This window comes from Rhizobium sp. No.120 (assembly GCF_054558365.1).
The window spans coordinates 87,683-106,880 of sequence record NZ_BAAJNQ010000008.1; the positions used below are offsets into that span (position 1 = coordinate 87,683).

Below are 19,198 nucleotides of genomic sequence, written 5' to 3' on the forward strand. Positions count from 1 at the left end.
CTTTCCTCTAGGCCGCCGAGCGCCGAACTGCCCTTGGCGGCCCTTTTGTTTCAGCCGGTCCGCGGCCACCCCCTCCTTCAAAGATAGGTCGGTACTTGCCATGGCAACGTTGCACACCCGTTCCACCGCGCGCGTCATGATGGCGCCTTCGGTTCTGCTCCTCTTTGCGTGGATGATCGTCCCGCTCGTGATGACGATCTATTTCTCGACGCTGAACTACAATCTGCTGAATCCCGGCACGCATGATTTCCTCGGGTTTCTCAACTACGAATATTTCATCACCGATCCGGCCTTCCTGAGTTCGCTGATCGTGACGCTGCTGCTCGTCGGCGGTGCGTTGCTGATCACCGTCGTTGGCGGCATTGCGCTGGCTCTCCTTCTTGATCAGCCGATCTTCGGCCAGGGCATCGTGCGCATGCTGGTGCTTGCGCCCTTCTTCGTGATGCCGACGGTCGCAGCCCTCATCTGGAAGCATATGTTCATGAACCCGGTAAACGGGCTCTTGGCACATCTCTTCCGGTTCTTTGGGCTTGATCCGCTGACCTGGCTGGAGACGGTTCCGCTGTTGTCGATCATCATCATCATCGCATGGCAGTGGCTGCCTTTCGCGACACTTATTCTGCTGACAGCCCTGCAGTCGCTGGACGAGGAGCAGAAGGAAGCCGCCGAGATGGATGGCGCCGGACCGGTTTCGAAATTCATCTACATCATCCTGCCGCATCTGGCGCGCGCCATCACCGTGGTGATCCTGATTGAGACGATCTTCATGCTGTCGGCCTTCGCCGAGATCCTCGTCACCACCAATGGCGGTCCGGGCACGGCGACGACGAACCTCACTTATCTCGTCTATTCGCAGATCGTTCTGTCGCAGGATGTCGGCGGCGCATCGGCGGGCGGTATCATCGCCGTCATCCTCGCCAATATCGTCGCGATCTTCCTGATGCGCGCGGTCGGCAAGAATCTGGAGGCTTGAGATGGCACGCAAGATCAGCACGCAACGCAAGATCGTCGTATCGGTCGCCGCCTGGGTCGTGGCGCTCCTCATCTTCTTCCCGATCTTGTGGACGATCCTGACGAGCTTCAAGACGGAAGGCGATGCGATTGCCTCGCCGCCGCAGTTCCTCTTCTTCCACTGGACGCTGGAGAATTATTTCGAGGTGCAGTCGCGCTCGGATTACTTCCTCCACTTCGGCAACTCGGTCATCATCGCTTTCGGTTCGACCATTCTAGGGCTGCTCGTTGCGGTGCCTGCCGCCTGGGCCATGGCATTCTCGCCGACCAAGCGCACCAAGGACGTGCTGATGTGGATGCTGTCGACGAAGATGATGCCGCCGGTCGGTGCTTTCATCCCGATCTATCTGCTGTTCCAGAGCTTCGGCCTCCTGAACAACCAGTTGGCCAGCCGGGTTGGCATGGTCGTCGTGCTGATGCTCATCAACCTGCCGATTATCGTCTGGATGCTTTATACCTACTTCAAGGAAATTCCCGGCGAAATCCTCGAGGCGGCCCGCATGGACGGCGCGACGCTCGCCAAGGAGATCGTCTACGTGCTGACGCCGATGGCGATCCCGGGTCTTGCCTCGACGATGTTGCTCAACATCATCCTCGCCTGGAACGAGGCCTTCTGGACGCTCAACCTCTCCGCGGTAGACGCCGCACCGTTGAGCACCTTCATCGCCTCCTATTCCAGCCCGGAGGGCCTGTTCTATGCCAAGCTTTCGGCGGCATCGACCATGGCGATCGCTCCGATCCTGATCCTCGGCTGGTTCAGCCAGAAACAACTCGTTCGCGGCCTGACCTTCGGCGCGGTTAAGTAAGGAAGAGAAGCATGGGTAGCATTGTTCTCAAACAAGTCTCCAAGGTCTTCGGCGAAGCCAAGGTCATCCCTTCCATCGACCTTGAGATCAACAATGGCGAGTTCGTCGTGTTCGTCGGCCCGTCAGGCTGCGGCAAGTCCACGCTGCTGCGTCTCATCGCTGGCCTCGAAGACGTCTCCGGCGGTCAGATCATGATCGACGGTAAGGATGGTACCAATCTCAAACCATCCGATCGCGGCCTGGCCATGGTGTTCCAGTCTTACGCGCTTTATCCGCATATGAGCGTGCGTAAGAACATCGCCTTTCCGCTGAAAATGGCGAACATGCCGCAGGCGGAAATCGACAAAAAGGTAGCGGATGCCGCACGCGTCCTCAACCTGACGGATTATCTGGAGCGCAAACCACGCCAGCTTTCCGGCGGTCAGCGTCAGCGCGTCGCCATCGGCCGCGCCATCGTGCGCCAGCCTGCAGCCTTCCTCTTCGACGAGCCTTTGTCGAACCTCGATGCGGCGCTGCGCGTCAATATGCGCCTCGAGATCAGCGAGCTGCACCAGCAGCTGAAGACGACGATGGTCTATGTGACGCATGACCAGGTCGAGGCCATGACCATGGCCGACAAGATCGTCGTGCTCAACCGCGGCAATATCGAGCAGGTGGGCTCGCCGTTGGAGCTCTATCGCAGCCCGCGCAATCTCTTCGTCGCCGGTTTCATCGGCTCGCCAAAGATGAACTTCGTCAAGGGCGCCTATGCCCAGAGCCTCGGCGGCGACACGATCGGCGTCAGGCCGGAACACGTGCTGTTGTCGACCACGTCGGGCGACTGGCAGGGCAAGGTGCTTGTTGCCGAGCATCTCGGCTCCGACACCTTCCTGCATATCGATGTCGACGGGATCGGCACGGTGACCGCGCGCGGTTCGGGCGATTTTCCGGCCCGGGCCGGCGATACCGTTTACCTGACGCCGGACAAGGCGCATATCCACCGGTTCAGCGCCGAAGGGCTGGCGATTTCAGCCTAAAAGTCAAGGCCGCATGCCCTTGAGCGGGCGCGGCCGATGCATCTGTTCCGGTCCGGATCCTTCGATCTGCGTAGACCGGTCAAGCATACCAGCCGGTGCGGTCTCCCCCAGCCGCCCGGAGCCAAAGACCTTTCAGAAGGACCAGAGACATGACGTGCAAATTATCGCTCGCAACTCTCCAGCAGGCGGCTGCAAAGGCGGCTATTCCTGCCTATGACCGGAAGTCGCTTTCGGCTGGTATCGTGCATTTCGGTGTCGGCAATTTCCATCGCGCTCATCAGGCTGTTTATCTCGACGATCTTTTCAATGCCGGAGAAGCCGATGACTGGGCGATCATCGGCGCCGGCGTGCTGCCGTCGGATGCGGCTATGCGCGAGAAGCTGGCTTCCCAGGATTTTCTGACGACCGTCGTCGAGCAGGACAACAATCGCACGGCTGCGCGTGTGACCGCGCCGATGATCGACATCCTGCCGGTCGGCGACGCCAAGGCGATCATTGCCAAGCTTGCCGATCCCGCGATACGCATCGTGTCGATGACGATTACTGAGGGCGGTTACTTCATCGATGCGTCGGGCAAGTTCAATCCCGCTCATCCGGCGATCGTGGCCGACGGACAGAACCCGGATGCGCCGAAGACGGTTTTCGGCCTGATTGTCGCCGGTCTAAAGGCGCGGCGCGCTGCCGGCCTGCAGCCCATCACCGTCATGTCCTGCGACAACATCCCTCATAATGGCGGCGTGACCAAAGCCGCCGTCGTCGGCACGGCGCGGCTGTCCGACCCGGCTTTTGCCGACTGGATCGCCGCGAACGTCGCCTTCCCGAACGGCATGGTCGACCGCATCACGCCGGCAACCGGCGCGCGTGAAATCGACCTGCTGAAAGAAGTCTTCGATATCGAGGACAACTGGCCCGTCTATTGCGAAGAGTTCAAGCAATGGGTGCTGGAGGACAATTTCCCCGCCGGACGACCAGCGCTGGAAAAGGTTGGCGTGACCTTCGTGCCCGACGTGACGCCCTATGAGCACATGAAGATCCGCATCCTCAACGGCGGCCATGCGGCAATCGCCTATCCGGCGGCGCTGATGGATATCCATTTTGTGCATGAAGCCATGGAGGAGCCGCTGATCCGGGCCTTCCTCGCCAAGCTTGAAAACGACGAGATCATTCCCGTCATCCCGCCGGTGCCGAACACCGTGCTGGCCGACTACTTCAAGCTGATCGAGCACCGCTTCGCCAACCCGAAGATCGCCGACACCATTCCGCGCCTGGCGCAGGACGGCTCGAACCGGCAGCCGAAATTCATCCTGCCGTCGACGGCCGATCGTCTTCGCCGCGGCGAGGATATTGTCGGCCTCGCGCTCGTTTCGGCGTTGTGGTGCCGTTACTTCGCCGGCAAGAGTGATAGCGGCAAGGATATCGTCTTCAACGATGCCAGCGCCGATCGGCTGCATGAAGCGGCCCTCAAGGCCAAGGACGATCCGAATGCCTTCCTCGTCTTTGACGACATCTTCGGTGATGTCGCCAAATCCGATCTTTTCCGCAAGCGCTTCGCGCATGCACTGAAAACGCTGTGGGAAAAGGGTACCCGCGTCACCCTGCAGCTATACTTGGACAACAAACTCGCGGAATAATTTTCGAACGGCCGGACCTCTCCTGTTCCGGCCGTTTTCCATTGTCCCGCCGGTATTTCGGACATGGCAGGGCTACGAATAGAATTCAGGTTGGATCTGTGATGGCGGATGCGGGAACAGGGCTCGTAATCTTCGATTGCGATGGTGTGCTTGTCGACAGCGAGCCGCTGTCGGTCAGTGTGCTCATCCAGGCGATGCATGATGTTGGCATCGAGATGAGCGAGGAGGATGTCTATAGCCGCTTCCTCGGCAAGAGCCTGGCGACGCTCGTCGATACGATGCAAACGGAATTCGACGTCTTTATCGATCAGGCATTTCTCGATCGCATCCGCAATGACCTCTACGAGCGCTTCAAGCATGAATTGAAGCCGATCGACGGTATCGGCGCGACGCTGGATGCGCTTTCGCTGCCGCGTTGCGTCGCCTCATCCAGTCAGCTGGAGCGTATCCGTCTCTCACTCGGCGTGACCGGTCTGCTCGACAGGCTGGAGCCCAATATCTTCAGCGCCAGCATGGTCAAGCGTGGCAAGCCGGCGCCGGATCTCTTTCTCTATGCGGCGGAAAAAATGGGTATACCGCCGAGGGAATGCATTGTCGTCGAGGACAGTCCGGCAGGGATCACGGCCGCGCGCGCGGCCGGCATGACAGTCTTTGCCTTTACCGGTGGTTCGCATGCTCATTCGCCGAGTTATCGGGCCGAGTTGGAGCAGCTTTCACCGGAAGTCGTGTTTGACGCGATGCCGGAATTGATACAACTTGTCCGCAACAAGAGATAAGTGGGCGGGACTTCTTTTGCATGCGTGATCACGTGGTTGCGGTCGATATCGGCACAGGCAGCGCACGCGCTGGTGTCTTCACCGCGGGCGGTTCACTGCTGGGTAAAAGCGAACATCCGATCCTCATGAACCGCCCGCGTGAGAACCACGCCGAGCATGATTCCGAAGACATATGGACTGCCGTCTGCACCGCCGTTCGCGGAGCCGTGAAGGCATCCGGCGTTGCCGCATCCGCTATCGGCGCTATCGGCTTCGATGCGACCTGTTCGCTGGTCGTGCGCGATCGCGATGGCGGACAGCTTACCGTGTCCACTGGGGGCGAGAAAAGGTTCGACACCATTGTCTGGCTCGATCATCGGGCGCTGGTCGAAGCGGATTACTGTACGGCGACGAAGCACGCGGTTCTTGAATATTCCGGCGAGTTCATGTCGCCCGAAATGGAAATGCCGAAGCTGATGTGGCTGAAGGAAAACCTGCCGGAAAGCTGGGCGCAGGCCGGCTACTTTTTTGACCTTGCCGATTTCATGACCTGGAAGGCGACCGGTTCGCTTGCGCGCTCGCGTTCGACGCTGGTGGCGAAATGGAATTATCTGGCGCACCGCCAGCCGGGCTGGCAGGCCGATTTTCTCAATCTGATCGGCCTTGGCGATCTGCGTGAACGCGGCAGCCTGCCCGACGAAAGTGTTGCAGTCGGCCGGTCCATCGGCACACTGACGGCAGAGGCGGCAGAAGCGCTGGGTCTCGATCGTGAATGCCATGTGGGCGCGGGCTTGATCGATGCCTACGCGGGCGCTCTCGGTGCGCTTGCAGGCCATGCCGGCGATGCCGACATGCTGGAGCATCAACTGGCGTTGATTGCGGGAACCTCGAGCTGCGTGGTTTCCTTTGCGCGGGAGCGCAAGCGCAGCACCGGCATGTGGGGCCCCTATTATGAAGCCGTCTTTCCGGGCATGTGGCTTGCCGAAGCTGGGCAATCTGCCACCGGTGCGCTCCTCGACCATATCGTCAGCATGCATGCGGCCGGCGGCCTTCCAACGGCGGCGCTGCATGACCGCATCGTCCGGCGGATCGCGGAATTGCGGCTGGAGGAGGGGGCTTCCTTCGGCGGACGCATCCACGTGTTGCCCGATTTTCACGGCAATCGCTCGCCCCTTGCCGATCCGCATGCGTTGGGAGTCATCAGCGGCATGACTCTCGATGCCTCCTTCGATGGGCTTTGCAGGCTGTACTGGCGCACCAGCGTCGGCATTGCACTCGGCATTCGTCATATCCTCGAGCGGATGCGCGATTACGGCTACGTGCCTGATACGCTGCATGTCGCCGGTGGCCATGTGAAGAATTCGGTGCTGATGGAGCTTTATTCCGACGTGACCGGCTGCAAGGTCGTCATCCCGAAGATGAACGAGACCGTGCTGCTCGGCACGGCTATCGCAGCCTCCGTCTCCTGCGGGATTCACGAAAGCCTCGGAGTTGCCGGCGCAGCCATGTATCCGGGCGGTCATGAGCGGCTGCCGAATGCGGAAAAACAGAAGCTCTATGATCGCGACTACCGGCGTTTCCTCGCCATGTATCGCCATCGAGCGGAGCTGGACGCCATCGAATAGGCAGCCTACCGAAGCGGTGCCTGCGCGAACATGCCCTGCAGTTCTTCTATGCGGCGCGCCCTTGCCTCCGCCGCTTCACCGGCTGCGTGAGCAACTGAAGTCGCCAGATATTCCAGCAGCGCCATTATGGCTGAAAGATTTTCACGGCTGGTCGCGCGCTGCGGCGGCAGGGACAGCGTGATGTTTGCGAATTCATGCGCCCATTCCGTGAATTGTCCTGTTAAAAGCAATACCTTGTAGCCTGCCCGACGAGCCGAACGGGCCAGAAGCCGTGATGCGACAAAGCTCGGGGAGTCGATGACGACAACCAGTCCGTCCGCGGCGGGCTCACCGAACAGCTCGATATAGCTGCCATTGGCGCCATCGAGGAAAAGGACCTGATCGCGGGCAAAGGTGAGGCGATCGCGGAAATAGCGTCCGATCCCCGCGAGACTCGGGTGAGAGGTGACGAAGACATTTCCGGAGGACAGAATTGTCGAAACGGCGTCGCGCCATTGAGGCTGGCCGGCGAGGTTATAGATATGCTGCAGCATCTCGACCTGTTCGGCAATCTGCGTCGCAAGCGGGCGCCCTTCGCTTGCATCCTTCTGCAACTGTTCCAGTATATTGGGCAATTGCGAGGTGATGCTGGGTGCATTCTCCTTGAGGTGTACCTTTATCCCATCGAGACCGTGATAACCGAGCGACCGCAGAAACCGCCCTACCGTCATCGGGCTCAATTCCAGCCTGTCGGCGACGGAGGAGGCCGTCTCAAACGGCAGTTCGTTCAAATGCTCGGAGAAATACTTAGCAATTCTTCGTTCGGCCGGAGTGCCGATCTTTATATATTGTCTAAGTTTCTGGCTAAGGTCTTCCAAATTTTGCGCCTCTTTGATGGTCTTTTCGATGTTATGTCGCGCCAATTTCTGCGCCCATTGGGTATTCAATTTAGGTCGGGCCGTCGTTCTTGTTGCGGTTGTTGTTCTTAATGTGGCCTACAGAATATATTAGTGCAAAATGTATTACAATAATTCAAATTTTTAATTGTCACATTCATATATCTTTGCGGGATATTGATATCGATACAACCGTTTCTTAAGTGTCCAGTTGCCACTAAGAGAGGTAGAACGAATGATTGGCCTTGCCGCCCGCCGCTCCTTCGAAAATCTTTTTGCGCCCGAGACGCGCAAAGTTTTCTGGAAGGTACTCGGCCTTACATTGCTGGCGCTTCTCGTGCTTTGGTTCGTCCTGCGAGGCGTTTTCAATTCCTTTATATTGCCTTGGCTGCAGGGCTTCATGCCATCCACTTCAGATTGGACCGGCTGGCTCTCGTTCTTCCTTGCCATCTTCGCGGGTATTGCATTGGCATTGGCGATGGCGTTGCTGATTTCGCCGGTCACGGCACTGATTGCCGGCCTATTTCTCGACGATGTCGCCGAAGTGGTGGAAAGACGCGATTATCCGAATGATGCGCCGGGAACCGCGATGCCGATCGTCGCGGCGACGAAGAGCTCCTTACGCTTTCTCGGGGTCGTCATCGTCGGCAATATCGTGGCGCTGTTCTTGCTGTTCATTCCGGGCGTCAATCTCGTCGCCTTCTTCCTGGTGAACGGCTATCTGCTTGGGCGGGAATTTTTCGAATTTGCCGCTATGCGCTTCCATCCGCCGGACAAGGCGCGGGAATTCCGCGTGAAGCACGCCTTTAAAGTCTTCCTGGCCGGCCTGGTGATCGCCGCGTTTCTGGCGATCCCGCTGCTCAACCTGCTGACGCCGCTCTTTGCTGCGGGCATGATGGTGCATCTGCACAAGCTGATCTCGCACAGGGAGACGAACCCGCGGTCAAGACGGGCTTAGCCTGCCGCTTCCGCTCCGATGATCTGGGGCGGAAGCTCGACCAGAGGAGCTGGGATGTCCCAGGTCTTTTCCGGCGAGCGACAGAGGTCGGCAATGACGCAGCGTTCGCATTCGGGTTTGCGCGCCTTGCAGACATAGCGACCATGCAGGATCAGCCAATGGTGAGCATGGTAGAGATACTGATCGGGAATGATCTTCATCAACCGCTGTTCGACTTCGTCGGGGGTCTTCCCTGGAGCCAGCAGCAGCCGGTTGGCGATGCGGAAAATATGCGTGTCGACGGCCATCGTCGCTTGGCCGAAAGCCATGGAGAGCACGACATTTGCGGTTTTGCGGCCGACACCGGGCAGGGTTACCAACTCCTCGCGCGTCCGCGGCACTTCGCCGCCGAAATCCGTGATCAGCTTTTCGGACAAGGCGACGACGTTCTTGGCCTTGTTACGGTAAAGGCCGATCGTCTTGATGTAGTCCCGAATGCGCTCCTCGCCGAGATCGAGCATCTTCTGTGGCGTGTCGGCGACGGCAAAGAGGGCGCGCGTCGCCCTATTGACGCCGGCATCGGTCGCCTGTGCCGACAGCGCCACGGCAACGACCAGCGTAAAAGGATTGACGTGTTCCAGCTCGCCCTTCGGCTCCGGCCGCTGGATGGAGAAGCGCCGGAAGATCTCTTCCAGGTCTGCCTTGGAATAGAGGCTCTTCCCAGCCGGCTTGCGGCCTGCGGTCGCATTTGACTTTTTCGCGGTTTGGGCGCTGGATTTGATCTTTGGATTTGCCATAAACGACCTATACTCAAGTCCGATGACGAAACGCAACGCCGATACGGCGGCAGACGACAACAGACCGGTTTTCGCCGCCGAATTGTTTCCCCATCGCTCGCTGCCGCGAAAGGGGTTCAAGATCATGCTGGCCTTGGCCGGCACCTTCTGCCTCTTCTACAGCATTCTCTTCGTCACGCGCGGCGCCTGGCCGATCGGCATCTTCTTCGGCGCCGATTTCTTTTTGCTCTATGGCGCCTTCTGGCTGAATTACCGCTCGGGCCGTGTGCGCGAAGAGGTGACGGTATCGCGCACCAACGTCTCCATCCGCAAATTCTCGCCGACGGGTCGCATGGTGGAACATGATTTCAATCCGTTCTGGACGCGTTTCCTCGTTCGCCGTCACAGCGAGATCGGTGTCGTGTCGATGCATGTTCGCGATCGAAATCACGGCATCGATGTCGGCTCCTTCCTCAATCCCGAGGATCGCGAGAGCTTTGCCAACGCCTTCAAACGTGCCTTGGCGACCGTAACGCAGCGGATATGAGCGGCCTTTCCAGACCGGCGATATCACATTTTTGCAGAGAGACCACTTGCGCAAGAAACGGGTGGTTTTAGCCCTCTTGCCGTGGTTTTCTCCTTTTTAAGGAGAAAGATCATGAATGCGATTGCACAGCTGAAGAAAGACATCACCCCGGAAGGTCAGGATTACGAGACCGTGCGGGAGGTCATCGAGCTCATCACCGAGGAATATCGCGACCAACCTTCGCTGGAGATGCTGGCGGAAAGGCTCGGCCAATCGCCGACCCAGCTGCAGAAGACGTTTACACGCTGGGCCGGGCTGTCGCCGAAGGCCTTCCTGCAGGCTGTCACGCTCGATCATGCCAAGCGTCTCCTGCGCAAGGAGGATCTGCCGCTGCTGGAGACGTCGTTCGAGGTCGGCCTTTCCGGTCCGAGCCGGCTGCACGATCTTTTTGTGACGCATGAGGCGATGTCGCCGGGCGAATGGAAGGCGAGGGGCAGCGGTCTGGTGATGCGCTATGCGTTTCACATATCGCCCTTTGGCCTCGCCTTGATCATGGTCACCGATCGCGGCCTCGCCGGACTCGCCTTCAGCGATGCCGGCAATGAGAAGGCCTGCCTCGCCGACATGACCTGCCGCTGGCCGAATGCCGAGTTCATCGAGGATCCGAATGCGACGGCACCTTATGCGGCACGCATCTTCGAGCGCTCGAATTGGTCGAGCGACCAGCCGCTGCGCGTCGTGCTGATCGGCTCGGATTTCCAGCTTCGCGTCTGGGAGAGCCTGTTAAAGATCCCGATGGGCCGCGCGGTGACCTATTCTGACATCGCTAGGGATATCGGCCAGCCGACGGCGATGCGGGCTGTCGGCGCGGCAGTGGGCCGCAACCCGATTTCTTTTGTCGTGCCCTGCCATCGCGCGCTCGGGAAAAATGGGCAGCTGACGGGCTATCACTGGGGGCTGACGCGAAAGCGGGCGATGCTGGGGTGGGAAGCGGGGGATGCTTGAAGGGGCGTTCGAAAGTTTTGAGATCGCTGAGGCATTGATCCACCCTCCGCAAACGCAAACGCAAATGCAATTGCTCACGCCGCCTTCGCTACAGCCATCTGCAGCAGCGCCTTCGCGGCACTTTCATCCGTAATCAACGTATTGCAGCCGATGCGCTTGATGGTGGCGCCGATCGCCTGGGCACGGTGAGCGCCGCCGGAAGAGATCACGATATGCTTGGCCTTCTTCAGCGTATCGAGATCGACGGACATGACACGCTTGTTGATCGGGTGATCGACGGAATTGCCCTCGGCGTCGAGGAAGTTGAACATGGTGTCGCAGACGCAGCCCATTTCGATCAGCTCTTCCAGCTCGCGTTTCGAGATGAAACCTTCCGATAGGGAAGTCGATTGCGGACCGATATCGCCGCAGCTGACAATAGCGAGATCGAGGTTCTCCGCTAGGCGGTAGATGGCCTCCAGCCCGCATTTTTCAATCAGATTGCGTTTGGTCTCGATGGAGTCGACGAGCAGCGGCGCCAGGAACATGTAGCATTCCGCGCCGAGCTGGCTCGCCAGACGCCATGTATAGTCGATCGGGTTGGTCTGATGGACGGCGACGATGCCGCCGAGCAGGGAGACCACCTTGCAATTGTCGCGGCGGGTCGGGCGGAAGCTCGCGAGCGAAGCCGTCATCGTCCGGCCCCAGCCGACGCCGATCGTATAATTGTCGGGGATGGCCTCCGTCAGGAACTGGCCGAGCGCCAGGCCAACGCTCTTTGCCTGCGCGTTCACATCCCCATTGGCCGGCTCGGGAACGACGATCGCTTCATCGAGTCCAAAGGTGCGCTCCAGCTTGATCGCTAGTTCCACACAGTCGTCGATGCCTTCGGTGATCCAGATCTGCACTTCGGCCCGGCGCATGGCCTCGTCGAGCAGGCGGATGACGGTGGTGCGGCTGATGCCGAGCTGTTCGGCGACATCCTTCTGCGTCAGGCCCTGGTTGTAATAGAGCCAGGCGGCGCGAAGCCTCAGGGAGGAGGTCTCCGAATAGGCGGTGTGGGTTCCGCGTCTCAGTTTGGCCACAGGTCCTCCGGCGAGATTGTCGCCTGCGCCGTTTAACGTCATGATCCGCCTGAGATGAGAAAAGGAATGATGGCGGATGACTGGGCAGGCGAGATCGGCTCTTCTGCTGGCGATATTCTATGACATGAAACTTATGTCAATCGAATTGCACAAATGTCCTTGACTTTTCGATGCGAGATTGCTGATAGTCGGTGGTGAGGAATTCGGTCTTGTCCAATCGAGGAGGACAATGTGCGAGTGCTGCTGCAAGCAAGTGCCAGACCGGACAGGGAGCCATATAGGGCGCCCGGTACCGGTGAAAAGCCTGCTTTCGGAAGGTTGTTTCTTCGCCGCTCGGCCGTTCACCGGAAATGGAACTTTCGCGCTTTTTATCCCGTTACCGACACATAGGAGAAGGAAGGCTGCACCCCTGATGCCTTCGGCCGCGTCTGACGCAAAGACCGGATCTGCTGCCAATATCTCCCATCTCAATGAGCTTCGTTCAACAAGGATACCTGTTATGACTTCCAAGCTTGATCAACTCCGCGCCATGACCACGGTCGTGGCCGATACCGGCGATATCGAGGCAGTCGCCCGCCTGAAGCCGGTGGATTGCACCACCAACCCGACGATCGTGCTGAAGGCGCTCGGTACGCCGATGTTCGCCGATGCGATTAAGGAAGCCGTCGCCTGGGGCAAGAAGCAGGGCGGTGCCTCCGAAGCCGTCGTTGCCGCCGTTGCCGACCGTCTGGCGATCTCAGTCGGCGCAGCGCTCTCCGGCCTCGTTCCCGGTCGCGTCTCCACCGAAGTCGATGCCGACCTCTCCTTCAACACGGAAGCATCGCTCGCCAAGGCCCGCGCCATTATCGCCGCCTACAAGGAGCGCGGTATCGAGCGTGACCGCATCCTGATCAAGCTTGCCTCCACCTGGGAAGGCATTCGCGCCGCCGAAGTGCTGCAGAAGGAAGGCATCGACTGCAACTTGACGCTGCTCTTCAGCAAAGCACAGGCGATTGCCTGCGCCGACGCCAAGGCCTTCCTGATCTCGCCTTTCGTCGGCCGCATCCTCGACTGGTACAAAAAGTCGACCGGCAAGGACTACACGGCTGAGGAAGATCCGGGCGTTATCTCGGTGCGCGATATCTATCACTACTACAAAGCCAACGACATCAAGACGATCGTCATGGGCGCCTCCTTCCGCAACACCGGCGAAATCGAAGCGCTGGCCGGCTGCGATCGCCTGACGATCAGCCCGAACCTGCTTGATGAGCTCTCCAAGGACGAAGGCAAGCTGGAGCGCAAGCTCTCGCCGGAGCCCAAGGGTTCGGTCGAAAAGATCGCCGTCGACGAAAAAACCTTCCGCTGGATGATGAACGAAGACGCAATGGCAACCGAAAAGCTCTCCGAAGGCATCCGCGCCTTCGCCAAGGATCTCGGCACGCTGCGCGCCATGGTCAGCAAGGAACTGCAGCTCGCCGCTGCTTGACGGTAACTGGGTTCTCTCCATCGAGGGAAGCTAAGATTCGAAAGGGTGTCGCAGGGATGCGACGCCCTTTTTTGTTTGAAGAATGGGCTTTGAAGTTGCCGCAGTTAGACGGAAGCGCGCAGCCTCACAGAGACCAGAGGCGCTTGGCATTGAGGCGATAGAGCCTATCGCGTTCGTCGGCACTGACGCCGTGCATCAGGGCATGCGTGGCGGCGACCCAGGTGGAGAGATTGCCGCCAAGCGTGCAGACGGGCCAATCGCTGCCCCAGATGACGCGATCCCAGCCGAAGCTTGCGATGCAATGTTCGGCGAATGGGCGCAGCGTTTCCGGCGACCAGTTGTCCGGGTCGGCATAGGCGACGACGCCGGAGATCTTCACCACGACATTCGGCCTTTTCGCTGCCTCGCTGATACCCGTCGACCAGCTTTCGCTCAGCCCATCCTTCACGGCAGGCACGCCGCAATGGTCGAGGATGAAGCGAACATTGGGATTGAGATCGATGAGCGCGATCGCCTTGGATATCTGATGCGGCAAGACGCAGAGATCGAAGGTGAGGCGGGTATTGCCGAGCCGCTTCAGGTTTTCGCGGAAGAGGGCACCCTCCGAGACGTCATCCGGTACGACGTGCAGAACACGCCGGAAGCCTTTGACGAAAGGGTCGGCGAGGGCGCGCTCGAGGTATGCAGGAAAGTTTGAACTTTCGGGACGGCAGGCGGCAATCGCGCCGCGCAGCAAGCTGCCGGGCTTGCGGCTCAGGCCTTTGACATATTCGGTTTCGCGCTCGATATCCTCTTCGGCCACATCGACTTCCATGTGAAGCGTATCGGTTATCCCAAGGCGTTTGGCCTCGCGCGCATAATCGTCATAGAGACTGTCGCGATTGAGTGCGCCGGCCTCTGCCAGCCAAGGATAGCCCAGCCGCTTCCGGTCGACGATGTGGAGATGGCTGTCGAAAAGCATGGCGTTCCTCCCATAGAAGCTGACATTTCCAAATGCTCACAGAAAATCATTCATTCAAATAAAAATTATAGCTCGGCCTTGTCTATGGTCCCGGCGACGGTTTCGGAGATCGCCTTGGCTGCTTGCAGCACGTATTCGACCACTTGCTGGCGCGTCGGCGCCCTCGGATTCACGGCCTCGATATAGGGGCAGGTCAACGCGGCCAGCGCATTCCCGTCCATCGCTAGCACCGGTGCGGAAATATTGTGAACGCCGCTCGTCTGCAGGCTGTCCATGGTTTCGAAGCCTTTTGCGCGGATTGCCGAGAGCTTCTCTTCGAGGTCTGCGGGCGGCTCCTCGGGATCCGGTTCCTGGCGGCTTTGTTCGTTGATCATCATCCGGCGTTGCTTTTCATCCTTGAATGCCAGGAGAATGTGGCCGGAGCCGGTGTTGTAGAGATTGAGCTGGGCGCCGACCCGGATCGAGATGCCCCAATAGGTCGGCGAATCCTGCTGCGCGATGACAACGACGGAGCCGCGATCGTATATCGCCAGATGACAAGCCTGCTCGGCCCGATTGGAAAATTCACGCATCAATGGCGTGGCGAAGGAGACGAGGCGTCGCACCGGCGCATGATAATGCGCCAGGCCGAAAAGCTTTAGGGTCAGATAGAAGCGATCGCCGTCCTGCCGTTGCACATAGCCGCGCCGCACGAGGCGATCGAGCATGCGATAGAATTCGTTGGGACTCTTGTTGAGCGCCTTGGCGATTTCCGCCTGCGTCAGCCCGCCGTCGATCGTTGCCAGCAATTCGAGAATATCGAGCCCTTTATCCAAGGCTGGCGCGCGATAGCGGTCACTGTCGTCTTCTATGCTCATAAACAAGCCCTCACGCGAAGAAAGTGCAACTATCATTCATATATGAATGATAGTCTTTTGCAAGCAGTCGATCGTGACTTGACGACCAGTGAATAAGATGTTTGCTTATAAATTATTAATCTGTAGAAGGCCAGAGAGCAATCGGACGGCTGGTCCGAGCTTGGAGGGAGGAAGCTCAATGAAGCGGGGCGTCCGAGTGATTAGCGATGGACTGCCAAGTGGCGAGCACCATACAGTTCTTGTCGACAAGCCGAACCACCGCTTTGGGCAATCTCTCGTAGTTTAGAACAAGGCTACGCCAATTAATTGTTATTGCATGATCTTATCCGAGGTGTCGGCGCTGCAGCCGCCGAAACTGGCTAGGATCATTGTCCCGAAGAAAGGATCAGGATTATGGGTCACGGGTTGGAAGGCAAGAAGGTCGTCATCACGGCGGCGGGGCAGGGCATCGGCCGGGCGTCGGCGGAGCGCTTCATCTCGCTCGGCGCGCATGTCTACGCCACTGATATCAACGAGCAGACGCTCTCGACACTGGACGGCGCCACCAAGCATGTATTGAACGTGCTCGATAACGCCGCGGTCAGGGCCTATGCGGAAGAGCTTGGCCCGATCGACGTGCTCTTCAACTGCGCCGGCTTCGTCCATGCCGGCACGATCCTGGACTGCGAAGAGAAGGATTGGGATTTTTCCTTCAACCTCAACGCCAAGGCCATGTACACCACCTGCCGCGCCTTCCTGCCGGGCATGCTGGAGAAGGGCAAGGGCTCGATCGTCAATATGTCCTCGGTCGCTTCAAGCGTGAAGGGCGTGCCGAACCGTTTCGCCTATTGCGCCTCCAAGGCTGCCGTCATCGGCCTCACCAAATCGATTGCCGCCGATTTCGTTGCCAAGGGCATCCGCGCCAACGCCATTTGCCCCGGTACGGTCGACAGCCCTTCGCTGCATGAGCGGCTGAAGGCAACCGGCGACTATGACAAAGCGCTGAAGGATTTCATCGCCCGCCAGCCGATGGGCCGCATCGCGACCGCGGAGGAGATCGCCGCTCTGGTGACTTACCTTGCCGGCGACGAGGCCGGCTTCACAACAGGCCAGATCCACGTCATCGATGGCGGCTGGACGGGCTGAAGCCGCTTTTTGTATCGGAGGCTTCGTGTTGCAGGGCTTCCTTTTATTTGCCACTCTCGTTTGCGAATCGGCTTGCGATGGGCGATTTGCGATCGGGAGAGCGGCATGGATGCGAACGGATTTTTGCATCGTTCAAGAGGCTTCGCGCTATGGCGTAAGCACCATGTGATCGTGATCTCGGTGCTTGCAGGCATCGGCGTCTTCCTGCTTCTGACCTCCAGGGACTTTAACGCCAGCAATCTGCTGATCGCCTGGGATGCGACCGCCGTCGTCTTCATCGTCTACAGCCTTTACCGCATGCTGACGGCCGACCCGCAGCGCATCCGCAAGCGCTCGGCCGATCTCGATTTCTCGGATGGGTTTCTGCTGTTCCTTTCGATTGCGGCAGCGCTCGCCAGCATCGGCGGCATTGCGCTCGATCTGCTTGGCGTTAAGAATGCCTCACCCGAAATCGCCTTTTACCGCGTGATGATGGCGATCGTGACGATCCTGATATCCTGGACCTTCCTGCACACGCTGTTCACCATCCACTACGCACACCGGTTCTACAGTATTCCGGGCAAGGGGCAGGGGCTGAAATTCGCCGAGCCGGTGGAGGAGCCGATCTATTGGGATTTTCTGTATTTCTCTTTCACCATCGGCGTTGCCGCACAGACCGCCGATATCGGTATTTCCACGGTTTCGATGCGTAAGCTGGTGCTTCTGCATGCGATCCTGTCGTTCCTGTTCAATACGACGATCCTAGCGCTTGCCATAAATGTCGGGGCGAGCCTGATCTAGGCCCGCCCCTTCGACAATCGTGGCTGAAACCGTCACATGACGGCATTGCCGGCCATGACGGCGAGAACCAGGAACACCAGGAAGATGATCAGGAAGATGGCGAAGAGAACGCGCGCGATGGTTGCGGTTGCGGCGGATACGCCGGAAAAGCCGAAAAAGCCGCTGATCAGCGAAATCACAAAGAAAATGAGAGCCCATTTCAGCATTTAGCTGTCTCCTCTGCGTTGTACTTCATAAATACGCTGGAGAAGGGTGATTTGTTCCGAAGGCGGTTTGTTTTCGGCGAGGGCTCTGGAATTGTGGGGAGTGTGGCACCCCCCTCTGTCACTTCGTGATATCTCCCCCCACAACGGGGAGGTTGGTAACCTGCAGCGCTGCCATTGCAAAACAATGAGTATCGTATCGGCTGAGCTGTTATGCTTTATCTTACGGACTGAATGATGCGCTCCAACGATCTCACCCCTTGTGGGGGAGATGTCCCGAAAGGGAGAGAGGGGGTACAGCGGGGCCTCAAACTCAGGAAGGCCGGTTTGCGTAACTCTTCTCACCCGTGATTGATCATCACATGTCGAACGGCGGTATAGTCTTCGATTGCGTAGACCGACATATCCTTGCCGTAGCCTGATTGCTTCAGGCCGCCATGCGGCATTTCGTTAACCAGCATAAAATGGGTGTTGATCCAGGTGCAGCCATACTGCAGGCGGGCAGCGGTTTGCATTCCGCGGCTAATGTCCTTCGTCCAGACCGATGAAGCCAGGCCGTAGTCGCTGTCGTTGGCCCAAGTGACGGCATCCTCGGGATTGGTGAAGCGCGTTACGGAGACCACAGGCCCGAAGACCTCACGGCGGACGATCTCGTCATGCTGCGTGGCGCCGGCGACGACGGTCGGGGCATAGAAGAAGCCGCGCTCGCCAGAGATCTTGCCGCCGGTGGTGACTTCCATGTGCTTGTGTTCGGCGGCGCGGGTGACGAAGCTCTCGACGCGGTCGCGCTGACGCTTGGAGATCAGCGGGCCGATTTCGTTCTCGGTGTCGTCAGCGAGGTTGAACTTGATGCTTGACACGGCTGACGTCAGATCAGCGACGAAATTGTCGTAGACCTTGGCGTCAGCATAGATGCGGCAGGCGGCGGTGCAATCCTGGCCGGCATTGTAGTAACCGAAGGTGCGGATGCCGGCGACCACGGCGTCGATATCGGCATCGTCGAAGATGATAACGGGGGCCTTGCCGCCGAGCTCGAGATGTGTGCGCTTGACCGTCTTGGCCGCGGCCTGCAGGACCTTCTTGCCGGTGGCGACATCGCCGGTGATGGAAACCATGCTGATCTTGGCATGGTTGATCAGCGCGTTGCCGACGCTCTCGCCGCGGCCGAGGATGACGTTGACGACGCCCTCGGGAAGGATATCCGCCAGCAGCTTCGCCATCTTCAGCGCCGTCAGCGGCGTCTGTTCGGAAGGCTTGAAGACGACGGTGTTGCCTCCGGCAATGGCCGGCGCCAGCTTCCAGGCCATCATCATCAAGGGATAGTTCCACGGTGCGATCGAGCCGACGATACCGATCGGATCACGGCGGATCATCGAGGTGTGGCCGGGCAGGTATTCGCCCGCGACCGGGCCGTGCAAGTTGCGCACCGCGCCGGCAAAGAAGCGATAGCAGTCGACGATCGCCGGGATCTCATCATTGAGCACGGCGTTGATCGGCTTGCCGCAGTTCAACGCTTCCAGGGCTGCGAAACCTTCGGCATCCCGCTCGATGGCATCGGCGATCTTGAGGAGATAGGCCGAGCGCTGGCTTGGTGTCGTCTGCGACCAGCTCGTAAAGGCTTTTTCCGCGGCGTCGACAGCGGCGTCGATCTGCCCGAGCGAGGCCTCAGGCAAGTTGAGCACCGCCTCGCCTGTCTTCGGGTTGAGGACGCGTTCCTCCGTTTCGGTGCCGGCTTCGAAGCGGGAGCCGATCAGCATTTGGGTATCCATATTTATCTCCC

Annotated in this window: 19 protein-coding genes; 12 read left to right on the plus strand and 7 right to left on the minus strand. The window is 59.1% G+C overall.

The annotated features are described in order from the left end of the window. The first annotated feature begins 100 nt into the window (after positions 1–100). The 6 genes from ACYJRZ_RS21380 (at position 101) to ACYJRZ_RS21405 (ending at position 6,844) form a co-directional block, all read left to right on the plus strand. The gene (locus tag ACYJRZ_RS21380) at positions 101–973 is read left to right on the plus strand and encodes a carbohydrate ABC transporter permease (protein WP_112602949.1); all 873 of its coding nucleotides are present in this window, start codon (positions 101–103) and stop codon (positions 971–973) included. 1 nt (position 974) lies between these two features. Beyond that, positions 975–1,817, plus strand: coding sequence for a carbohydrate ABC transporter permease (locus ACYJRZ_RS21385; protein ID WP_459462307.1), 843 nt, complete (start codon positions 975–977; stop codon positions 1,815–1,817). An 11-nt stretch (positions 1,818–1,828) separates the two neighbouring features. Continuing rightward, positions 1,829–2,833 (plus strand): ABC transporter ATP-binding protein, encoded by a 1,005-nt coding sequence (locus ACYJRZ_RS21390; RefSeq protein WP_459462309.1) that lies wholly within the window; start codon positions 1,829–1,831, stop codon positions 2,831–2,833. A 149-nt stretch (positions 2,834–2,982) separates the two neighbouring features. Beyond that, entirely contained in the window at positions 2,983–4,464 is a 1,482-nt protein-coding gene (locus ACYJRZ_RS21395; protein WP_459462311.1) for a mannitol dehydrogenase family protein, read from the plus strand. A gap of 101 nt (positions 4,465–4,565) precedes the next feature. Beyond that, positions 4,566–5,240 carry an HAD family hydrolase gene (locus ACYJRZ_RS21400; protein WP_459462313.1) on the plus strand — a complete coding sequence of 225 codons (675 nt, stop codon included), beginning with the start codon at positions 4,566–4,568 and terminating at the stop codon, positions 5,238–5,240. A gap of 20 nt (positions 5,241–5,260) precedes the next feature. Further along, positions 5,261–6,844 carry an FGGY-family carbohydrate kinase gene (locus tag ACYJRZ_RS21405; RefSeq protein WP_459462315.1) on the plus strand — a complete coding sequence of 528 codons (1,584 nt, stop codon included), beginning with the start codon at positions 5,261–5,263 and terminating at the stop codon, positions 6,842–6,844. 5 nt (positions 6,845–6,849) lie between these two features. Here ACYJRZ_RS21405 and ACYJRZ_RS21410 read toward each other — a convergent pair whose 3' ends face one another. Further along, complete coding sequence (locus tag ACYJRZ_RS21410; RefSeq protein WP_459462317.1) at positions 6,850–7,701, minus strand: MurR/RpiR family transcriptional regulator; 852 nt, start codon at positions 7,699–7,701, stop codon at positions 6,850–6,852. A 253-nt stretch (positions 7,702–7,954) separates the two neighbouring features. Here ACYJRZ_RS21410 and ACYJRZ_RS21415 point away from each other — a divergent pair, with 253 nt between their 5' ends. Further along, entirely contained in the window at positions 7,955–8,677 is a 723-nt protein-coding gene (locus ACYJRZ_RS21415; protein ID WP_459462319.1) for a sulfate transporter family protein, read from the plus strand. Here ACYJRZ_RS21415 and nth read toward each other — a convergent pair. Continuing rightward, entirely contained in the window at positions 8,674–9,453 is a 780-nt protein-coding gene (gene nth / locus ACYJRZ_RS21420; RefSeq protein ID WP_459462321.1) for an endonuclease III, read from the minus strand. The two genes, ACYJRZ_RS21415 and nth, sit on opposite strands and share 4 nt — an antisense overlap. Before the next feature lie 22 nt (positions 9,454–9,475). Here nth and ACYJRZ_RS21425 point away from each other — a divergent pair, with 22 nt between their 5' ends. After that, positions 9,476–9,979, plus strand: a complete 504-nt coding sequence (locus ACYJRZ_RS21425; protein WP_459462323.1) for a DUF2244 domain-containing protein — start codon at positions 9,476–9,478, stop codon at positions 9,977–9,979. Between the two features lie 111 nt (positions 9,980–10,090). Continuing rightward, positions 10,091–10,963 (plus strand): methylated-DNA--[protein]-cysteine S-methyltransferase, encoded by an 873-nt coding sequence (locus tag ACYJRZ_RS21430; protein ID WP_459462325.1) that lies wholly within the window; start codon positions 10,091–10,093, stop codon positions 10,961–10,963. 74 nt (positions 10,964–11,037) lie between these two features. Here ACYJRZ_RS21430 and ACYJRZ_RS21435 read toward each other — a convergent pair whose 3' ends face one another. Further along, a complete protein-coding gene (locus ACYJRZ_RS21435) occupies positions 11,038–12,027 on the minus strand; it encodes a sugar-binding transcriptional regulator (protein ID WP_459462327.1) in 990 nt (329 codons plus the stop codon). Between the two features lie 499 nt (positions 12,028–12,526). On the opposite strand from ACYJRZ_RS21435, the gene tal reads away from it, so the two are divergent. Further along, on the plus strand, positions 12,527–13,492 hold the full coding sequence (tal, locus tag ACYJRZ_RS21440) for a transaldolase (RefSeq protein ID WP_069615972.1): 966 nt from the start codon (positions 12,527–12,529) through the stop codon (positions 13,490–13,492). Between the two features lie 124 nt (positions 13,493–13,616). On the opposite strand, the gene ACYJRZ_RS21445 is transcribed toward tal, so the two are convergent. Continuing rightward, positions 13,617–14,453 (minus strand): amidohydrolase family protein, encoded by an 837-nt coding sequence (locus tag ACYJRZ_RS21445; RefSeq protein ID WP_459462330.1) that lies wholly within the window; start codon positions 14,451–14,453, stop codon positions 13,617–13,619. 65 nt (positions 14,454–14,518) lie between these two features. Further along, positions 14,519–15,310, minus strand: coding sequence for an IclR family transcriptional regulator (locus ACYJRZ_RS21450; protein WP_459462332.1), 792 nt, complete (start codon positions 15,308–15,310; stop codon positions 14,519–14,521). Positions 15,311–15,703: 393 nt separating this feature from the next. On the opposite strand from ACYJRZ_RS21450, the gene ACYJRZ_RS21455 reads away from it, so the two are divergent. Both ACYJRZ_RS21455 and ACYJRZ_RS21460 read left to right on the plus strand, forming a co-directional pair. Next, positions 15,704–16,435, plus strand: coding sequence for an SDR family oxidoreductase (locus tag ACYJRZ_RS21455; protein ID WP_459462334.1), 732 nt, complete (start codon positions 15,704–15,706; stop codon positions 16,433–16,435). Positions 16,436–16,540: 105 nt separating this feature from the next. Beyond that, positions 16,541–17,215 (plus strand): DUF1345 domain-containing protein, encoded by a 675-nt coding sequence (locus tag ACYJRZ_RS21460; RefSeq protein ID WP_459462336.1) that lies wholly within the window; start codon positions 16,541–16,543, stop codon positions 17,213–17,215. Between the two features lie 32 nt (positions 17,216–17,247). Here ACYJRZ_RS21460 and ACYJRZ_RS21465 read toward each other — a convergent pair whose 3' ends face one another. Both ACYJRZ_RS21465 and ACYJRZ_RS21470 read right to left on the minus strand, forming a co-directional pair. After that, a complete protein-coding gene (locus ACYJRZ_RS21465) occupies positions 17,248–17,421 on the minus strand; it encodes a DUF1328 domain-containing protein (protein ID WP_459462338.1) in 174 nt (57 codons plus the stop codon). Positions 17,422–17,759: 338 nt separating this feature from the next. Then, positions 17,760–19,187 (minus strand): gamma-aminobutyraldehyde dehydrogenase, encoded by a 1,428-nt coding sequence (locus ACYJRZ_RS21470; protein WP_459462340.1) that lies wholly within the window; start codon positions 19,185–19,187, stop codon positions 17,760–17,762. Positions 19,188–19,198: the final 11 nt, after the last annotated feature.

Bases quoted from the DNA above. Each gene is read 5' to 3' on its own strand.
- ACYJRZ_RS21460 (WP_459462336.1), top strand. From the start codon at position 16,541: ATGGATGCGAACGGATTTTTGCATCGTTCAAGAGGCTTCGCGCTATGG.
- tal (WP_069615972.1), top strand. From the start codon at position 12,527: ATGACTTCCAAGCTTGATCAACTCCGCGCCATGACCACGGTCGTGGCC.
- ACYJRZ_RS21455 (WP_459462334.1), top strand. From the start codon at position 15,704: ATGGGTCACGGGTTGGAAGGCAAGAAGGTCGTCATCACGGCGGCGGGG.
- ACYJRZ_RS21395 (WP_459462311.1), top strand. From the start codon at position 2,983: ATGACGTGCAAATTATCGCTCGCAACTCTCCAGCAGGCGGCTGCAAAG.
- nth (WP_459462321.1), bottom strand. From the start codon at position 9,453: ATGGCAAATCCAAAGATCAAATCCAGCGCCCAAACCGCGAAAAAGTCA.
- ACYJRZ_RS21390 (WP_459462309.1), top strand. From the start codon at position 1,829: ATGGGTAGCATTGTTCTCAAACAAGTCTCCAAGGTCTTCGGCGAAGCC.
- ACYJRZ_RS21380 (WP_112602949.1), top strand. From the start codon at position 101: ATGGCAACGTTGCACACCCGTTCCACCGCGCGCGTCATGATGGCGCCT.
- ACYJRZ_RS21425 (WP_459462323.1), top strand. From the start codon at position 9,476: ATGACGAAACGCAACGCCGATACGGCGGCAGACGACAACAGACCGGTT.
- ACYJRZ_RS21470 (WP_459462340.1), bottom strand. From the start codon at position 19,187: ATGGATACCCAAATGCTGATCGGCTCCCGCTTCGAAGCCGGCACCGAA.
- ACYJRZ_RS21445 (WP_459462330.1), bottom strand. From the start codon at position 14,453: ATGCTTTTCGACAGCCATCTCCACATCGTCGACCGGAAGCGGCTGGGC.
- ACYJRZ_RS21450 (WP_459462332.1), bottom strand. From the start codon at position 15,310: ATGAGCATAGAAGACGACAGTGACCGCTATCGCGCGCCAGCCTTGGAT.
- ACYJRZ_RS21385 (WP_459462307.1), top strand. From the start codon at position 975: ATGGCACGCAAGATCAGCACGCAACGCAAGATCGTCGTATCGGTCGCC.
- ACYJRZ_RS21400 (WP_459462313.1), top strand. From the start codon at position 4,566: ATGGCGGATGCGGGAACAGGGCTCGTAATCTTCGATTGCGATGGTGTG.
- ACYJRZ_RS21405 (WP_459462315.1), top strand. From the start codon at position 5,261: ATGCGTGATCACGTGGTTGCGGTCGATATCGGCACAGGCAGCGCACGC.
- ACYJRZ_RS21430 (WP_459462325.1), top strand. From the start codon at position 10,091: ATGAATGCGATTGCACAGCTGAAGAAAGACATCACCCCGGAAGGTCAG.
- ACYJRZ_RS21465 (WP_459462338.1), bottom strand. From the start codon at position 17,421: ATGCTGAAATGGGCTCTCATTTTCTTTGTGATTTCGCTGATCAGCGGC.
- ACYJRZ_RS21415 (WP_459462319.1), top strand. From the start codon at position 7,955: ATGATTGGCCTTGCCGCCCGCCGCTCCTTCGAAAATCTTTTTGCGCCC.